Source organism: Bacteroides difficilis (assembly GCF_048319815.1).
Lineage (GTDB): Bacteria > Bacteroidota > Bacteroidia > Bacteroidales > Bacteroidaceae > Bacteroides > Bacteroides zhangwenhongii.
In genome coordinates this window covers 2,142,493-2,159,095 of sequence record NZ_CP182814.1, presented here as the reverse complement: position 1 = coordinate 2,159,095, position 16,603 = coordinate 2,142,493, and the positions used below count along the sequence as shown (strand labels likewise).

Here is a 16,603-nt window from a genome sequence, read left to right as displayed (position 1 = left end):
TTATATTAGTAGCAATAGCAATGTTCTTTTGACAAATAAGATCGTAAAAGGTTTAATCGGGAAGATAATTATCTTTTAAAGAATCGATCAACGAGCGCTTTTTTCAGACCAAACTCCAGACAAAGCACATTAAAGACTAGGAAAGTAAGAAAAGAAGAAGTATCAACATTGATGACATCTCCTTGCATAACGCGCCATAACATCCCTCCAAAAACAAACAGGAACGTCAGAAAGATTGCATTCCGAACAGCCGCATTACGAATCTGCTCCGTTTCACGACTTTCATGCTTGCTAAAAGCAAAGATTATCAACAAACATCCTGCCATCATCAGCAACTTTGTACATTCTTTATAAAACAACAGATTGCTGTCGGTCACCATCCCTTGCATCACCAGAATAAAAGGAATGAACAGAGCTACCAACAAGACAACATATCCCAAAGGACGACAATAGACAGGTAATAATGCTTTCATAATTGAATGATTGAACGTTTTAACGAGACAAAAGTAAGCAAAAAAGATAATTTTATATACATTTGCAGACAGAAAAGCAAAAGAATCATGAGTAAACAAGAAGTTATTCTCTGTGAAAGCTTGGAAACAAGCCTGCGCCGTGCCATCGAACAGTGTCCGCACGACAAATTATTCATTCTTACAGACGAGCATACCCGCTCTCTCTGTCTTCCTTCCCTAAAGGAAACCTCATTGCTGAAAGAGGCTGTTGAAATATGTATCGGAGCCGAAGACGTACATAAGACGTTGGATACACTCGCCTCCGTCTGGTTGGCATTAAGCACGCAAGGAGCTACCCGCCACTCTCTGCTTATCAATCTCGGAGGGGGGATGGTTACGGATTTGGGTGGCTTTGCCGCAGCCACTTTCAAACGTGGTATTGCTTATATCAATATACCCACTACCCTATTGGCTATGGTGGACGCGTCTGTCGGCGGTAAAACAGGAATCAACTTCAACGGACTGAAGAACGAGATCGGCTCATTCTTTCCGGCCAACAGTGTGCTACTCGAAACAGAATTCCTGCGCACACTGGATGCGCATAACTTCTTTTCCGGATATGCAGAAATGCTGAAACACGGTTTGATCAGCAACGTAGAACATTGGGCAGAGTTACTCAGTTTCGATACCGTCAATATCGACTATCCCGCTCTCAAAAGGCTGGTCGGCAAGTCAGTACAAGTGAAAGAAGAAATAGTGGAGCAGGATCCCTTCGAACGTAACATTCGTAAAGCATTAAACTTGGGGCATACAGTAGGACACGCATTCGAAAGCATGGCGTTGGCGGAAAACCGCCCGGTGCTGCATGGTTATGCAGTCGCCTGGGGAATTGTATGTGAATTGTACCTGTCCCATACTAAAGTCGGTTTTCCGAAAGAGAAAATGAGACAGACAATCCGGTTTATCAAAGACAATTATGGAGTATTCACTTTCGACTGCAAGAAATATGAACAACTATACGCATTCATGACACATGACAAAAAAAATACTTCAGGAACAATTAATTTCACATTATTGAAAGACATTGGAGACATCTGTATCAACCAGACTGCCGATAAGGATACCATCTTTGATATGTTGGACTTTTACCGTGAATGTATGGGAATTTAATTCCCTTAGCCCAAGTGAGACATTCGATACTGAGAGAGCGACATTCCCGTATGTTTTCTGAAGAAACGTCCTAGCGAAGACTGGTTGGCAAAATTTGTCCTAATGGCTATCTCCTGAATATTCATATTTGTATTCTTCAACAGTGTTTTTATTTCCAGTATGACGTATTCAACGATCCAGTCTTTCGCTGACTTTCCGCTTGTCTCCTTGATAACCATAGTCAGATATTTGGAGGTGATACAGAGCTTATCCGCATAAAAAGCCACATCCTTATTCTCTTTAAAATGCTTCATGATGAGCCCGAAGAATTTATTTGCCAGCTCTTCCTTACGTATATCTTTCCTATCAGTCATCAAAGTAGCTTCTTTCTGATAAGCGTTGAACAATTCGAGATACAAATATCGCAGCAGGTGAATTATCAGTTCCCGTCTATATATATCCTGAGATGTAACTTTCCCTTTTATCATCCCCAGAAAATTATAGATCCGAAGAACATCAGATTCCGTCTGCGGATACCAATAATGGTTTCGCATATAAAAGAAAAAATGTGGAGAAAATCGGGGAGCTCCACTTAACGCATCGCTGAACAAGGAAGATGATATGACCATTGTTACAGTCAAGAAATCTTCGCTAGGATCACTAAATGAGACAAACTGTCCGGGCAACAGTATTATCAGTTCCTTCGGCTGTATCCAATGTACGTCCTCATGTACAGTAAGTTTCGCTTTTCCCTTCAAACTATATACAATCAAAGCAGATTGGATATTGGAAGGATAGGAAGTCAGAGGAAGGTATTTTAGATTCTGGTAAAATTTAAAGTCATCACCCAAAACATATATCTCTAATGTCTCTGTATTATTAATGTCTAACATTTAACGCCTTTCTAATCTAAACTAGTCTTTTCTACAAATGTATAACATCCCCTTATACCAAAGCACCATCAGTGGAATTATGGTATTATTCTACGGAAATAATACACCTGTTATTTGCATTAATTCATAAACAAAACTACTGGTGAATTGTTTATCCGCACCTCGTCACTTTAAACCTGCCATACCTCATTTATCCTCTACCAAACATAAGAAAAGATTTAAAACCGCACAAAAAAAATCACCGCACAATAAAATTCAAAGAATTTATTTGCTAATTAAAAATAAAGCACTACTTTTGCATCCGCAATTCGGGGTGTAGCTCAGCCCGGTTAGAGTACGCGTCTGGGGGGCGTGTGGTCGCTGGTTCGAATCCAGTCACCCCGACATTGGGAATCAGCCATTTACAAACAGTAAGTGGCTGATTTGTTTTTTAGTGGAACACATTTGGAACAATAAACCCATATTTATCAAGAATAGCCCTATAGCAATGAAAGAAGATCCGAAACATATCCGAATCAGTGAATACAACTATCCGTTGCCGGATGAACGTATCGCCAAGTTTCCGTTGCCCGTTCGCGACCAGTCCAAATTACTGATCTACCGCCACGGTGAAGTGAACGAAGACATTTTTACTTCTTTACCTGACTATTTGCCTAAAGGAAGCCTGATGATATTCAATAACACGAAAGTCATCCAGGCCCGTCTTCATTTCCGGAAAGAAACGGGTGCGTTGATTGAAGTGTTCTGCCTTGAGCCGATTCAACCAAATGATTATGTACTGAACTTCCAGCAGACGGAACACGCCGCATGGCTGTGCATGATCGGCAATCTGAAGAAATGGAAAGACGGGGAACTGAAACGGGAAATGACAGTGAAAGGATTTCCCATCACTCTGACCGCAACGAGAGGAGAATGCAGAGGGACCAGCCATTGGGTAGACTTCACCTGGAATAATGCGGAAGTGACTTTTGCCGATATTCTTGAAGTATTCGGAGAACTTCCTATTCCGCCCTATTTGAACCGGGATACGGAAGAGAGTGATAAAGAAACTTATCAGACGGTTTATTCGAAGATAAAAGGATCAGTCGCCGCCCCCACCGCCGGACTACATTTCACTCCACAGGTATTGGATGCACTGCAAGAGAAGGGAATCGAACTTGAAGAACTGACCCTGCACGTAGGTGCGGGAACCTTCAAACCTGTAAAGAGTGAAGAGATTGAAGGTCACGAGATGCATACGGAATATATATCAGTCAACCGGAGTACCATCAAGAAACTGATCGACCATGACGGTTGCGCTGTCGCCGTAGGAACAACTTCTGTGAGAACACTTGAAAGCCTTTACCATATCGGAGTTACTCTCGCTGAGAATCCGGACGCTACGGAAGAGGAACTACACGTCAGACAATGGCAACCTTACGAGAAGTACGACCAGATACCTCCGGTAGTTGCTCTGCAGAAAATATTGGAGTATCTCGACCGCCACGGTATGGAAACACTTCACACCAGTACTCAGATTATCATAGCACCGGGATATGATTATAAAATCGTAAAAGCGATGGTCACCAATTTCCACCAGCCTCAAAGCACCCTGCTACTTTTGGTTTCCGCTTTTGTAAAAGGCAATTGGCGGACGATCTACGACTATGCCTTAAGCCACGATTTCCGTTTCCTCAGTTATGGAGACTCTTCTTTATTAATACCATAATCTCCCCCCGAATATAAAAGCAATGGCACAGAGCGATAATAACCAAGAAATGTTCCCTATCGTAGATGAGCAGGGAAATATCACCGGAACCGCCACACGCAGAGAATGTCATAGCGGCAGCAAATTGCTCCACCCGGTCGTCCACCTTCATATATTCAATGCCAACGGAGACTTGTATCTACAGAAGCGGCCCGAATGGAAAGATATCCAACCGGGGAAATGGGATACAGCCGTAGGCGGACATATTGATTTGGGTGAAAGCGTAGATATCGCCCTCAGACGGGAAGCAAATGAAGAATTAGGTATCACAGATTTCACTCCCGAACGGCTTACCAGCTATGTATTCGAGTCCGAACGTGAAAAGGAGCTTGTCTTTGTCCACAAGACCGTTTATGACGGAGAAATTCATCCCAGTGACGAACTGGATGGCGGACGGTTCTGGACAGTCGAAGAAATAAAAGAGAATCTGGGCAAAGGGATTTTCACCCCCAACTTCGAAGGAGAATTGCAGAAAGTCTCCCTTATACCTTCTCTATCCAAGTAATTGTTTCTTCGGATAAAAAACACAGGCGGAAGCTACATTGAAAAGCAGCAACGAACACTTACTATGTCTGTTCGAAAGATTACCCTACTCAAGGCATCGATTTATGGTTTGACAACCAAACATTAAAACGCGGACCAACGCAATCATCGCAAATCGTAACTCCTCTTTGCGACAATCTGCGTTAATCCGCGTTTCTACTATAAGACAGGCGATTAATTATTTCTTCGCCAATTCATTGATTACATCCATTATCTTCTGTCCGATTTCTTCGGCAGCCTCCATAGTAGAAGCTTCGCTATATACACGGATAATCGGTTCTGTGTTACTCTTGCGCAAATGTACCCATTTGTCCGCAAAGTCAATCTTCACACCGTCGATATCGTTAATTTCCTCGTCTTTATAGATTTCCTTCACTTTAGCGAGGATAGCGTCCACGTCAATTTCCGGAGTCAGGTCGACACGGTTCTTCGCAATGAAGTAAGGAGGATAAGTAGCACGAAGCTCGCTAACCTTCTTTCCTTCGTGAGCCAGATGGCTAAGGAATAAAGCGATACCTACCAAAGCGTCACGACCGTAATGGCTGGCAGGATAGATCACTCCACCATTTCCTTCACCACCGATAACAGCATTGGTTGCTTTCATCTTCGTTACAACGTTTACTTCGCCAACGGCAGAAGCATTGTATTCCATACCGTATTTACGGGTTACATCACGCAGGGCACGAGTAGAGCTCAAGTTGGATACCGTATTGCCCGGAGTATGCTTCAGCACATAGTCGGCAACAGTAACCAATGTATATTCTTCACCGTACATCACACCGTTTTCGCAAATCATTGCCAGACGGTCAACGTCAGGGTCTACCACAAATGCCACATCCGCTTTTCCCCCTTTCATCAAGTTCATGATGTCTCCGAGATTCTTTTCAAGCGGCTCCGGGTTGTGCTGGAAGTTTCCGGTAGGTTCACAATATAGTTTTTCTACATGTTTCACACCCAAACGTTCGAGAAGTTCGGGAAGAATGATACCGCCTACTGAGTTTACACAGTCAATAGCCACACGGAAATCAGCTTTCTTGATAGCTTCAACGTCTACCAGGTCAAGAGCCAATACGCTGTCGATATGTTTTTGATTGTAGGTAAGATCCTTGCGATAAGAGCCCAAGTGATCAACATCGGCATAGTCGAACTCTTCAGCTTCGGCGATACGAAGTACTTCATTGCCTTCCGCCGCATTCAGAAACTCACCATGTTCATTCAGTAACTTTAGTGCATTCCACTGTTTAGGATTATGAGAAGCTGTCAGGATGATACCGCCACAGGCGCCTTCCATCGTTACAGCGAGTTCTGTAGTCGGAGTAGAAGCCAAGTCAATGTCTACTACATCCCAGCCCATTCCCATCAAGGTACCGACTACTACGTTTTTTACCATTTCACCGGAGATGCGGGCGTCACGTCCCACAACGATCTTGTTACTCTTTACCGTACAAGTCTTACGGATTAAAGTAGCATAAGCCGAGGTGAATTTCACGATGTCGAGCGGATTCAATCCTTCGCCCGCTCCTCCGCCGATAGTTCCGCGGATTCCAGAGATAGATTTGATTAGAGTCATAGGTTCTTTACTTAAAGATTTATTTAAATGTTAGTGTTTCTAGCTTCGTGCTTTACGGAACTCGGTGATATCATAGAAGTAAGGAGTTACGTACTGTTGAGCGGAAGTATGTCCCATCTTTGAAGGAACGATCAGACGCACGTGGGCATTGTCACGCAGGTAGGGCAATGCCAAAAGCCATCCTTGAGGTACGGCCGTACTGGCGTAATAGGACGACCAGACATAGTCCATTTCGATGAATGTACCGGCTGAATAAGTGTCTGTCTTCACATAACGGAATACGGCAGGATAGGCATACAGCTGTGAAGCGTCCATATACTCTTCCATAGGTATATTAAAAGCCGCAAGTTCGCGTGTAGCGATGTTGGTCTCCGCATAACGGGTACAAACGATGTTACCGTCTACGAACTTATCTTTTTCCTTGTCCGCGTCCGTATATTCTCCGCCATTATCATCACCACGTCCACGGTCTATAATCTGCATATATATTCCCTCGCTGGTGAAAGACACGAATTCATCGTATGCGTCCCCATTCGCTTTCGCTTTCGTCACCGTATCATTCTTTTCGAATTCCTCGACTGAAATCACATGAATCGCACTATCTTTGATGAACTGGCTTACCGCATTCTTCTCATCTTCCAGCATTTCCGCGTATGTCTTCGAATCATCGCACGCCTGGAACAGACTTCCGGCAGTCAGCAAAGAGAGAAATAAAAATACAAGTTTCTTCATTATCTGTTATTTAGCTATATTCCGCACAAATGTATCTCAAAATCATTAAAAGTTGAAAGAGCAATGTTGAAAGTTCGTATCTTTTAACCTTTCCATATTCACTTTTAACCTTCCGCCTTTAGCTTTTGGCTGTTAATAGAGGCTTATATTTCTCAAGCGCTTTCTCGAAAACAGCTTTTGCCTCTTCCATCGTTCCGAAAAATTCACCTCCGGATGCGTTCAAGTGGCCGCCACCGTTAAAGAATTCGGCAGCCAACTGATTGCACGGGAAAGTCCCGACCGAACGGAGGGAGATTTTAATCATCGGTTTTTCTGTATCTTCCCGCAAAAAGCAGGAAAAGCGAACGTTCTTAATGCTGAGAGGGATATTGACAAAGCCTTCACTATCTCCTTTTATATAGTGGAACTTGCTTTGTTCGGCTTTTGTCAGTGTAATTAATGCCGAGTTGCAATCCGAATAGACGGTCATATTCGACAAGACATATCCCATCAGCCGCAAACGGCTCTCGGAATAGGTGTTGTACACCTTACGGTAGATATCGTCTTTATCAATGCCTTTGGAAAGGAGTTCGCTGATAATGAAGTAGATCTCCCGATTGTTGGAATTATAGGTAAAGCCACCCGTATCGGTCATCATGCCCGTATAGATACACTCGGCACCTTCTTTAGAAATCTCGTCGAAATAGCCCATCCGGCAAATAAGGCGGAACACCAGTTCGGAAGTAGAAGAGATCTTCGGGTAGGACATCGTTATCTTACAGAAGTCTTCGGGAAACAGATGATGGTCTATCAGTATCTTACGCGCAGGAGAAGCAGCTACGGCATCCGCCATATCTTCGATGCGTTTCAGCGCGTTGAAGTCCAGGCAACAGATGACATCGGCCTCAGCAAGCAGTTTATCCGCAAACTCTTTATAGCGGTCATACAAAAGAATGTCCTTACTGCCCGGCATCCACTTGAGGAAATCGGGAAATGCATTAGGCACAATTACGTTCACTGTCTTTTCCTGAGAATCCAAGAAATGATATAATCCCAGTGATGAACCGATTGCGTCACCGTCAGGAGATACATGAGATACTATTACTATTTTGTCAGCTCGCTCAAACCATTTAGTGAAATGGTCTATTTTAGCTTGTTCTATTACTTTCGTCAACATACTCTTTTTCTTTATCAAGGTGCAAATGTACGATAATTCTTTGTACTTAGAGCAAAAAGCGGACAGAACCTTCTTCCGATAAGGAGATAAAATGTAAACCGTATTCCTTGCATTCCTCCTTAAAACGGTCTCTACGATACTCTGAGAGGGAGGCATCGAAGATGATACAACCGGGAAGAAAGAATTTGGCAAGTTCTTTCAATCGGCCGTCATAGCCTTTGCATAAGTAAAGATAATCAATATATAACGTGGGAGCTGTCGATTTGTTCCGCAACGTCTGCCAATGATTATCGTTTACAATACAGATATTACATCCATGAAATGATACAAGTTGCCGTTGTCGGGAAAATACGCCAGTCCGACAGTCGGAGGTGATTTCCGTCGGCGGTAAAAGATGCCGGCGTTTCCAATAGTTGGCTGTCACACGTTTCAATGCTTTTTTGTTCGGCAACGTATCCGCATAACTTATCCAGGAATGTCCACTGCTTTCTATGCAATGAACCGCCGGACAACCCCGTACATTATAAAAGGCCAAACCTCTCTGCGGACGGTCTATCCAAACCATCGTAACATGATAAATACTTAATAAAAGAACGGAAAGAAGACAGAATAACAGGGTTCTAAGCCGCCTATGCAAACAGTAACAGGCTGCTCCGAACAGGAAAACATAGATACCGCAAACTTCCAATTGATAAAGCCAGATTCCATCGACAGGCGAGCAAGGAAGTTGCTCCACCCATCTCACAAAGAGGTTCAATCCCTCCAAGAGTTTTCTGACGCCTACCGCTACCCATATCTGAAGCCAAGAAAAAGGAGTCAGAAGAAGCATGAAAATAGCGGCATACAGGATAATAGTAATCAAAGGAATGACCAGCAGATTCGTCAAAAGGAAGTGTACGGAGAATCGGGAGAAGTTAAACATGACAAGCGGAGCAGTTCCTATCTGTGCGGCAATAGATACGCTCATCAGTCCCCAGACGGACTTCCCCACTCTGTTTCTTACAGTAAACAGGCGATAAACCGGCCTCTGAATCAATAAAATGGAGGCAACCGCAAGGAAGGAAAGCTGAAAGCCGACATCAAACAGTCCTGCCGGATTACAAAGCAGCATAAACCATGCCGTCGCAGCTAATGTATTCAAGGAGAATGGTTGACGGCCGAATATATCCGCCAATGCCAGGATGGAGAACATGGTGACCGAACGGACTACTGAGGGAGAAAGTCCCGTAAAAAAGGCGAAAGCCCATAATAAGACTAAAAGAGACACGGAACGAACACATCTGCCGGTCCGCCCTTTTCGGGCAACAGGCCGTAGAATAAAGAAAAGAAAAGCATACAGAAGTCCGATGTGTAACCCGGATAGAGCTAGAATATGGCTCGCACCGGCTATCGAATAGCTTTCGCGAACAGATTCGCTTAATTCAGTCTTATCACCAATGGTCAAGGCAGACAGCACGGCTAGTTCATCTCCGGTAAAGCCTAATTGACGGTAAAGAGCTATCACTTTCTCACGGTAAAAATCGGCCAGACACCGAAGACGCAAATGAATCGCTCCGTTTGTCTGCACAGAACGTAGTGTTATCCATTTTCCGGCAGCGACATAGCCCGTCCCACTAATACCTCTTCGCATCAAGTAGCGGGCATAATCAAACTCATCGAAGTTCTTCTGATTAGCAGGTGGGGAAATGCGTGTAGAAACCAACAATTCATCCCCGCTCTTCAAGCAGGCGGCAGCTGAATCCTGTTTCAGATAGAGTATCGCTTTTCGCTCTACCGGATGACTACCGATAAAATCATAATATTCTTTCACAAGTACCCTGCAGAGAGATGTACGCTCCCTTGGTTGTGGAGTATCCGTTATCAGAGCCCGATAAATTACGTCATCGTCAGGAAAGGTATATTGTGTTTGCCGCAACTGCCAAGTTATTCCCGTCCATCCGCCCGCGAAACACAGGACTGTCAGGACTGCTCCGAAACACCAACGCTGCGAATAATGCTCACAGAAATGAAAGAGAAAAGCCAAGATTAACAGGAAGATGGAAGCTGATACTCCCCAAAGAACATCCATCGAACAGTCGAAAAAGCGTTCTCCACAAAAAACGCCTGCTATCCAAGGGATAACCAGGCGCATATAAGGATATTGGTGGATGCAATAATTACAAGTCATGTAATTGATGAATCATCGCCTCCGGATCCGGTGCTGCAAAGACGGCATTACCGGCCACCAACGCATCGGCTCCCGCCTCCACCAGTCGGGCTCCTGTTTCCAAATTCACACCACCGTCTACTTCAATCAGCGCTTTCGATCCTGTCCGTTCAATCAGGGCACGCAGCTCACGGACTTTCTCAACCGAATGTTCGATAAACTTCTGTCCGCCAAATCCCGGATTCACGCTCATGACAAGCACCATATACACATCCCGGATAATATCTTGCAGCAGAGCTACCGGAGTAGCAGGATTGATGGTTACGGCAGGCTGCATCCCCGCTTCCCTGATTTGCTGTATCACCCGATGCAAATGCGGACAAGCCTCATAATGCACATTCATCGTATGAGCGCCCAACGCCTTTACTTCAGGGATGAATTTTTCCGGATTAACAATCATCAGATGCACGTCCAACGGCTTCTTACTCAACTTCGCTACATACTTCAATACCGGAAAGCCGAATGAAATGTTCGGGACAAAAACCCCGTCCATTATATCAATATGTACCCACTCCGCTTCACTGCGGTTTATCATTTCAATATCTTTCGCCAAATGTCCGAAATCGGCAGAAAGAATGGAAGGAGCAATAATCGGTTTCATAATTCTTCTATATTTAAGGTTTATCACTTCATCTTACAGCCGTCCGCCAAACGGTATCCACGAAGCAACTCATCTGTTTTCAAACGTTTCTTGCCGGGAAGCTGCAAGGAAAGAATGGATACAAACCCATCCGGCACGGCAACCTTTATATATTTCTTGCCATCCGTCACAACCGTCCCCGCAGAGAGCTGATGCGATTCGTACATCTTTTCAGTCTCGAAGATTTTCACCACTACCGTTTCATTTTCAGAAGTGACCAGTTCACTCCAGGCAGCGGGATAGGGCGATAATCCACGAATAAAGTCGTACACCTTCTTCACCGGTTGATTCCAATCAATCCGGCAAGTATCCTTGAATATCTTCGGAGCAGGACGAAGTTCACCGACAACCGCCATTTCTTCTTGAGGAATCGGTTTTACCGTTCCATCCAAGATAGCGTCTACCGTTTCAAGAACCAGTTTCCCTCCCAACATCATCAATTTGTCATGTACCACTTCCACATTGTCCGTATCCGCAATAGGCACACGTACCTGCTGAATAACCTCTCCCGTATCAATCTCATGTTTCAGGAAAAACGTAGTGATTCCTGTCTCCGTGTCACCATTGATCACCGCCCAATTGATAGGAGCAGCTCCACGATATTGAGGAAGCAGAGAAGCATGAAGGTTAAACGTACCCAGTCGCGGCATATTCCAGACCACCTCCGGCAACATCCGGAAAGCAACCACAATCTGCAAGTCGGCTTTCCATTCGCGCAAGGCCTCCACAAAAACCTCATCTTTCAACTTCTCGGGCTGAAGCAACGGTAAGTTCCGCTCCAACGCATATTGCTTGACCGGAGAATACTGTATTTTATGTCCGCGTCCGGCAGGCTTGTCGGGCATTGTGATCACACCCACTACATTATAACCGCCTTCCACCAACTGACGCAAGGCCTCCACCGCAAAATCGGGAGTACCCATATATACTATTCTTAAGTCTTCTTTCTTCATAATCCAACTATGTTATCATTAACTTAAACGCAAAGTCTAGTCTTCCGAAAAATGTACCAGCACCTGCCGATATGAGTTAAAAATCTTCGATTTAGAGACAAAGCCCTCATAGCGTCCCTCCTCGTCCACCACCGGAAGATTCCAGGCTTTCGTATCGTCAAACGTCTGCATTACCTGTTCCATTCCGTCCGTATCGAATATCTTGGCAGGAGCGGATGTCATCAATTTGTTAACAGTGAAACGATGATAAAGTTCTTGCCGGAACATGATGTTACGGATGTCATCGAGCAAGACAATACCCAACAGTTCGCCCGTTTTTTTATCCGTCACCGGGAACACATTCCGATGGGAAGCGGCAATCGCTTTCACCAGTTCACCCAAATCCATCTCCGGATGTACAACTACAAAATCCTTCTCCACCACATTCTCCATCTTCATCAATGTCAACACAGCCTTGTCTTTGTGATGCGTAATCAGCTGTCCTTTCTTCGCCAGACGCATGGAATATATACTATGAGGCTCAAATGCGATAATCGTCAGGTATGAGCTAACGGATACAATCATCAGCGGAAGGAACAAATCGTATCCCCCCGTCAGCTCGGCTATCAGAAATACTCCCGTCAGAGGAGCATGCATAACACCGCTCATGACTCCCGCCATTCCCATCAAAGCAAAATTCTTTTCGGGCAGATAGGCGGAGAAAGTAAAGTCATTACTGAAATGGGAAAAGACGAATCCGGCGATGCACCCCAAATAAAGCGAAGGGGCAAAGATACCACCGCAACCGCCGCCACCATTCGTTGCGCTAGAGGCAAATACTTTCAAAAGAATGATCAACATCAGATAGACCAACAGCAGATTGCCATAACCATAAAACATGGAGTTGTTCATCACCGTATCCCATTCGGCTGTGGAAGTTCCGTTCAGCAACAGCTCAATCGTATCGTATCCTTCACCGTAGAGAGGCGGGAAAAGGAAAATCAACACACTCAACATCACACCGCCGAAAGCAAGTTTCTTATAGGGATTATTGAGCTTGCCGAACACGCCCTCCACCGAATTCATGGCACGTGTGAAATAAAGCGAAACCAGACCACAAAAGATACCCAGCAGGATGACATAAGGAATACGTTCCAATTCGAATGCCTGATCGAGGTGGAATTTAAACATAGCCTCCGTACCGGTAGTAATATAGGAAACGGTAGCTGCCGTGACTGCAGAAATCAGCAACGGAAGCAGAGACGACATGGTAAGGTCAATCATCAGAACTTCCAATGTAAATACCAATCCCGCAATCGGTGCTTTAAAGATACCGGCAACCGCACCCGCCGCACCACAACCTACGAGCAACATCAATGTACGGTGCTCCATCTTGAACACACTTCCCAGATTGGAGCCGATGGCGGAACCTGTCAAGACGATAGGCGCCTCCGCCCCGACCGATCCACCAAAACCGATGGTTATCGCACTGGCAATGGTAGACGACCAGATATTATGTCGTTTGATGCGTCCCTGTCGGCGGGAAATAGCATACAGAATCTTTGTGACTCCATGGCTGATATCGTCTTTAACAATGTTGCGTACAAACCAGCCTGCCAGGAAAATTCCGACTACCGGATATACCAGATACAAATAGTTAGCTTGGGTCGCGTTGAAATTATCGGTCAGGAAATTCTGTATCTGATGGATAAAGAATTTCAATATTAATGCGGCAAACGCTGTAAAGATACCGACCAGAAAACTTAATATAAGGATAAACTGCTTTTCCTTTATATTCGCTTCCCGCCACTTGATACAACGCTGTAATAAACTCAGTTTTTCTTCTTTCATTTATTCGCGAATTATCTTAATCACTCCACCTTTGTCCAACTTAATAATGCTTGAGGGTTTCGGCCGACTCACATCCTCTTGACGGAAACCGACGATATAGTCCACCGCCGACTTGATTTCATCGCTGATCTCACTAAAATTCGCAGCTCCGGGCTGACCGCTCACATTGGCCGATGTGGAGACAATCGCTTTGCGGAATTGCTGGCAGAGCCTTCGGGAAAATTCTTCGTTTGTAACACGGATTCCCACACTGCCGTCTTCCGCCAACAGGTTCGTCGCTAAATTGCGCGCACCGGAATATATAATCGTCAACGGCTTGTCGGCAACTTCAATCAAGTCCCACGCTACAGCCGGTACATCCTGTACATAAAAATCCACCTTCACAGGACTGTCCACCAACACCAGCATAGCCTTGCTATCAGCACGTTTCTTAATCTCATACACACGGCGTACAGCCTCTTCATTAGTAGCGTCGCAGCCTATTCCCCATACGGTATCGGTAGGATAAAGAATCACTCCTCCTTCATTCATCACCTGACAGGCTTTTTTAATATCTTCTATCATTTCTTGATTAATTTCTGTTGAGAATAACACGCAAAAGTAGTACTTTTGCGCCGAATTCAAAAAGATTAAGTGAAAACAATGGAAGAAATCGTATTTCACCACACTCTGCCTATCCAGTTGCGCTTCAATGACGTAGACAAATTCGGGCACGTCAACAATACTGTTTATTTCTCTTTTTATGATTTGGGAAAGACTGAATACTTCGCTTCAGTATGTCCGGGAGTCGATTGGGAAAAGATGGGAATTGTCGTCGTTCACATCGAAGCGGACTTCGTCAAACAAATCTTCGCCTCAGACCACATCGCTGTGCAAACGGCTGTCTCCAGAATAGGTACGAAGAGTTTTCATCTCATCCAACGGGTCATTGATACCGCAACGAATGAAATAAAATGTATCTGCAAGTCCGTCATGGTGACTTTCGACCTCGAAAGGCATGAATCCATCCCCTTGACAAAAGAGTGGATAGAGGCGATATGCAAGTATGAGGGACGGGATTTGCAAAAGGAATAGACGTTCCATTAATAAGGGGCAGAACAAACAAAACCAATTTGCAGGAAAAAGTTTTATTTTAATTCATATCCCTATATAATAGAAATTAGCTATTTTTGCATCTCATTAGTAAGGTATAATATATCTAGTACAGAAAATGATAGCTGACAACAGTATAAATTTAGCCGCTCTTTATAAAGTATTGTTTGAAGATGAAAAATTAGAACTCTCTGAAGAATGCGTTCAGAAAGTAGAAGAAAGCTTCAACTTCCTGCAATCTTTCTCCAACGATAAAATCATTTACGGAATCAATACGGGCTTTGGGCCGATGGCACAATATAGAATAGAAGACCAGTCTTTGATTGATCTCCAGTACAACATTATCCGAAGCCATTCTACCGGTGCCGGTAAGCCGCTTCCCGAACTTTATGTAAAAGCAGCCATGATTGCCCGCCTGTATACCTTTCTGCAAGGCAAGTCGGGTGTACACAAGGATTTAGTATTACTTCTCTGCGAGTTTATCAATCGCGGAATTTGCCCTTTCATCCCCGAACACGGAAGCGTAGGTGCCAGTGGAGACCTCGTACAGCTGGCTCACATCGCATTAACCCTCATAGGTGAGGGAGAAGTTTTCTATCAAGGCCAACTGTGCGACACAGCAAGCGTGCTCCAAGAAAATGGGTTAAAACCGTTCTCTATGCATATTCGCGAAGGCCTGTCCGTAACCAACGGCACTTCCGTGATGACAGGAATCGGCATTGTCAATCTGATTTATGCACAAAAGCTGCTTCATTGGTCGGTAGTTGCCTCTGTCATGATGAATGAAATTGCCGCCTCTTACGATGATTTTATGGCGCAAGCCTTGAACGAAGCCAAACATCATAAAGGACAACAAGAGATAGCTGCTATGATGAGAGAATGGGTGTCAGGCAGCCAATGCATACTTCAAAGAGAAAACGAGCTATACAACCAAGTGCATAAAGAGAAAATCTTCGAACACAAAGTACAGCCCTATTATTCCTTACGATGTGTTCCGCAAATACTCGGTCCCATTTATGACGAGCTGGCAAATGCGGAAGAAGTACTTATTAACGAAATAAATTCCGCCTGTGACAATCCGATTGTGGATCCGGAAACACAGAACATCTATCATGGAGGTAACTTTCACGGAGACTATATCTCTTTTGAGATGGATAAACTAAAAATTGCCGTGACCAAACTGACCATGCTTTGCGAAAGGCAGCTCAACTATCTGTTCCATGACCGTATCAACGGTATTCTGCCTCCGTTTGTCAATCTGGGAGTGCTTGGATTGAACTATGGTCTGCAGGCTTCGCAATTCACTGCAACATCCACCACAGCGGAATGTCAGACATTATCAAATCCGATGTATGTACACAGTATTCCCAACAACAACGATAATCAGGACATTGTCAGCATGGGAACCAACTCCGCCCTGTTGGCAAAGACGGTCATCGAAAATTCATATCAGGTAATGGCTATCCAGTTCATGGGCATTGTACAAGCTATCGACTACTTGAAAATACAAGAGAAACTTAGTTCTAAAAGTCGGCAGGTTTACGAAGAAATACGTAGTTTCTTCCCTGCATTTACAGAAGACACACCTAAGTATAAAGAGATAGAACAAATGATCACTTATCTCAAAAATTAAATAAACA

General features: G+C 44.3%; 15 protein-coding genes and 1 tRNA gene. 6 read left to right on the top strand and 10 right to left on the bottom strand.

Annotated features, from left to right (window positions below):
- Positions 1-68 precede the first annotated feature (68 nt).
- The gene (locus ACNOGP_RS08020) at positions 69-473 is read right to left on the bottom strand and encodes a hypothetical protein (RefSeq protein WP_007764558.1); all 405 of its coding nucleotides are present in this window, start codon (positions 471-473) and stop codon (positions 69-71) included.
- An 87-nt stretch (positions 474-560) separates the two neighbouring features.
- Here ACNOGP_RS08020 and aroB point away from each other — a divergent pair, with 87 nt between their 5' ends.
- Entirely contained in the window at positions 561-1,622 is a 1,062-nt protein-coding gene (gene aroB / locus ACNOGP_RS08015; protein WP_418214505.1) for a 3-dehydroquinate synthase, read from the top strand.
- A gap of 5 nt (positions 1,623-1,627) precedes the next feature.
- Here the strand turns inward: aroB and ACNOGP_RS08010 are convergent, their stop codons facing one another.
- Positions 1,628-2,494, bottom strand: coding sequence for a helix-turn-helix domain-containing protein (locus ACNOGP_RS08010; protein WP_186966703.1), 867 nt, complete (start codon positions 2,492-2,494; stop codon positions 1,628-1,630).
- A gap of 309 nt (positions 2,495-2,803) precedes the next feature.
- On the opposite strand from ACNOGP_RS08010, the gene ACNOGP_RS08005 reads away from it, so the two are divergent.
- From ACNOGP_RS08005 to ACNOGP_RS07995, 3 genes are all read left to right on the top strand, one after another.
- Positions 2,804-2,878: transfer RNA gene (locus ACNOGP_RS08005), tRNA-Pro, on the top strand.
- Between the two features lie 103 nt (positions 2,879-2,981).
- Entirely contained in the window at positions 2,982-4,202 is a 1,221-nt protein-coding gene (locus tag ACNOGP_RS08000) for an S-adenosylmethionine:tRNA ribosyltransferase-isomerase (protein ID WP_418214504.1), read from the top strand.
- A gap of 22 nt (positions 4,203-4,224) precedes the next feature.
- Positions 4,225-4,746: an NUDIX hydrolase gene (locus ACNOGP_RS07995; protein WP_418214503.1), complete on the top strand. Its 522-nt coding sequence runs from the start codon at positions 4,225-4,227 to the stop codon at positions 4,744-4,746.
- A gap of 216 nt (positions 4,747-4,962) precedes the next feature.
- Here ACNOGP_RS07995 and glmM read toward each other — a convergent pair whose 3' ends face one another.
- The 8 genes from glmM to ACNOGP_RS07955 form a co-directional block, all read right to left on the bottom strand.
- Positions 4,963-6,354, bottom strand: a complete 1,392-nt coding sequence (glmM, locus tag ACNOGP_RS07990; protein ID WP_143864818.1) for a phosphoglucosamine mutase — start codon at positions 6,352-6,354, stop codon at positions 4,963-4,965.
- A 39-nt stretch (positions 6,355-6,393) separates the two neighbouring features.
- Positions 6,394-7,086, bottom strand: coding sequence for a DUF4827 domain-containing protein (locus ACNOGP_RS07985; protein WP_186966700.1), 693 nt, complete (start codon positions 7,084-7,086; stop codon positions 6,394-6,396).
- Positions 7,087-7,204: 118 nt separating this feature from the next.
- The gene (locus ACNOGP_RS07980) at positions 7,205-8,242 is read right to left on the bottom strand and encodes a DHH family phosphoesterase (RefSeq protein WP_195477290.1); all 1,038 of its coding nucleotides are present in this window, start codon (positions 8,240-8,242) and stop codon (positions 7,205-7,207) included.
- 46 nt (positions 8,243-8,288) lie between these two features.
- Complete coding sequence (locus tag ACNOGP_RS07975) at positions 8,289-10,373, bottom strand: ComEC/Rec2 family competence protein (RefSeq protein WP_418214750.1); 2,085 nt, start codon at positions 10,371-10,373, stop codon at positions 8,289-8,291.
- Positions 10,374-10,398: 25 nt separating this feature from the next.
- Positions 10,399-11,049 carry a ribulose-phosphate 3-epimerase gene (rpe, locus tag ACNOGP_RS07970; RefSeq protein ID WP_143864815.1) on the bottom strand — a complete coding sequence of 217 codons (651 nt, stop codon included), beginning with the start codon at positions 11,047-11,049 and terminating at the stop codon, positions 10,399-10,401.
- Between the two features lie 23 nt (positions 11,050-11,072).
- Entirely contained in the window at positions 11,073-12,041 is a 969-nt protein-coding gene (fmt, locus tag ACNOGP_RS07965; protein WP_418214502.1) for a methionyl-tRNA formyltransferase, read from the bottom strand.
- A gap of 36 nt (positions 12,042-12,077) precedes the next feature.
- Positions 12,078-13,871 (bottom strand): chloride channel protein, encoded by a 1,794-nt coding sequence (locus tag ACNOGP_RS07960; protein ID WP_195477293.1) that lies wholly within the window; start codon positions 13,869-13,871, stop codon positions 12,078-12,080.
- Positions 13,872-14,435, bottom strand: a complete 564-nt coding sequence (locus ACNOGP_RS07955) for an L-threonylcarbamoyladenylate synthase (RefSeq protein WP_186966698.1) — start codon at positions 14,433-14,435, stop codon at positions 13,872-13,874.
- Between the two features lie 78 nt (positions 14,436-14,513).
- Here ACNOGP_RS07955 and ACNOGP_RS07950 point away from each other — a divergent pair, with 78 nt between their 5' ends.
- Together ACNOGP_RS07950 and ACNOGP_RS07945 are read left to right on the top strand one after the other, a co-directional pair.
- Positions 14,514-14,945 (top strand): acyl-CoA thioesterase, encoded by a 432-nt coding sequence (locus tag ACNOGP_RS07950; RefSeq protein ID WP_418214501.1) that lies wholly within the window; start codon positions 14,514-14,516, stop codon positions 14,943-14,945.
- Between the two features lie 136 nt (positions 14,946-15,081).
- Positions 15,082-16,596 (top strand): HAL/PAL/TAL family ammonia-lyase, encoded by a 1,515-nt coding sequence (locus ACNOGP_RS07945; RefSeq protein WP_418214500.1) that lies wholly within the window; start codon positions 15,082-15,084, stop codon positions 16,594-16,596.
- Positions 16,597-16,603: the final 7 nt, after the last annotated feature.

Excerpts from the sequence above, each read along its gene's own strand:
- ACNOGP_RS08020 (WP_007764558.1), bottom strand. The coding sequence starts at position 473 with ATGAAAGCATTATTACCTGTCTATTGTCGTCCTTTGGGATATGTTGTC.
- aroB (WP_418214505.1), top strand. The coding sequence starts at position 561 with ATGAGTAAACAAGAAGTTATTCTCTGTGAAAGCTTGGAAACAAGCCTG.
- ACNOGP_RS08010 (WP_186966703.1), bottom strand. The coding sequence starts at position 2,494 with ATGTTAGACATTAATAATACAGAGACATTAGAGATATATGTTTTGGGT.
- ACNOGP_RS08000 (WP_418214504.1), top strand. The coding sequence starts at position 2,982 with ATGAAAGAAGATCCGAAACATATCCGAATCAGTGAATACAACTATCCG.
- ACNOGP_RS07995 (WP_418214503.1), top strand. The coding sequence starts at position 4,225 with ATGGCACAGAGCGATAATAACCAAGAAATGTTCCCTATCGTAGATGAG.
- glmM (WP_143864818.1), bottom strand. The coding sequence starts at position 6,354 with ATGACTCTAATCAAATCTATCTCTGGAATCCGCGGAACTATCGGCGGA.
- ACNOGP_RS07985 (WP_186966700.1), bottom strand. The coding sequence starts at position 7,086 with ATGAAGAAACTTGTATTTTTATTTCTCTCTTTGCTGACTGCCGGAAGT.
- ACNOGP_RS07980 (WP_195477290.1), bottom strand. The coding sequence starts at position 8,242 with ATGTTGACGAAAGTAATAGAACAAGCTAAAATAGACCATTTCACTAAA.
- ACNOGP_RS07975 (WP_418214750.1), bottom strand. The coding sequence starts at position 10,373 with ATGCGCCTGGTTATCCCTTGGATAGCAGGCGTTTTTTGTGGAGAACGC.
- rpe (WP_143864815.1), bottom strand. The coding sequence starts at position 11,049 with ATGAAACCGATTATTGCTCCTTCCATTCTTTCTGCCGATTTCGGACAT.
- fmt (WP_418214502.1), bottom strand. The coding sequence starts at position 12,041 with ATGAAGAAAGAAGACTTAAGAATAGTATATATGGGTACTCCCGATTTT.
- ACNOGP_RS07960 (WP_195477293.1), bottom strand. The coding sequence starts at position 13,871 with ATGAAAGAAGAAAAACTGAGTTTATTACAGCGTTGTATCAAGTGGCGG.
- ACNOGP_RS07955 (WP_186966698.1), bottom strand. The coding sequence starts at position 14,435 with ATGATAGAAGATATTAAAAAAGCCTGTCAGGTGATGAATGAAGGAGGA.
- ACNOGP_RS07950 (WP_418214501.1), top strand. The coding sequence starts at position 14,514 with ATGGAAGAAATCGTATTTCACCACACTCTGCCTATCCAGTTGCGCTTC.
- ACNOGP_RS07945 (WP_418214500.1), top strand. The coding sequence starts at position 15,082 with ATGATAGCTGACAACAGTATAAATTTAGCCGCTCTTTATAAAGTATTG.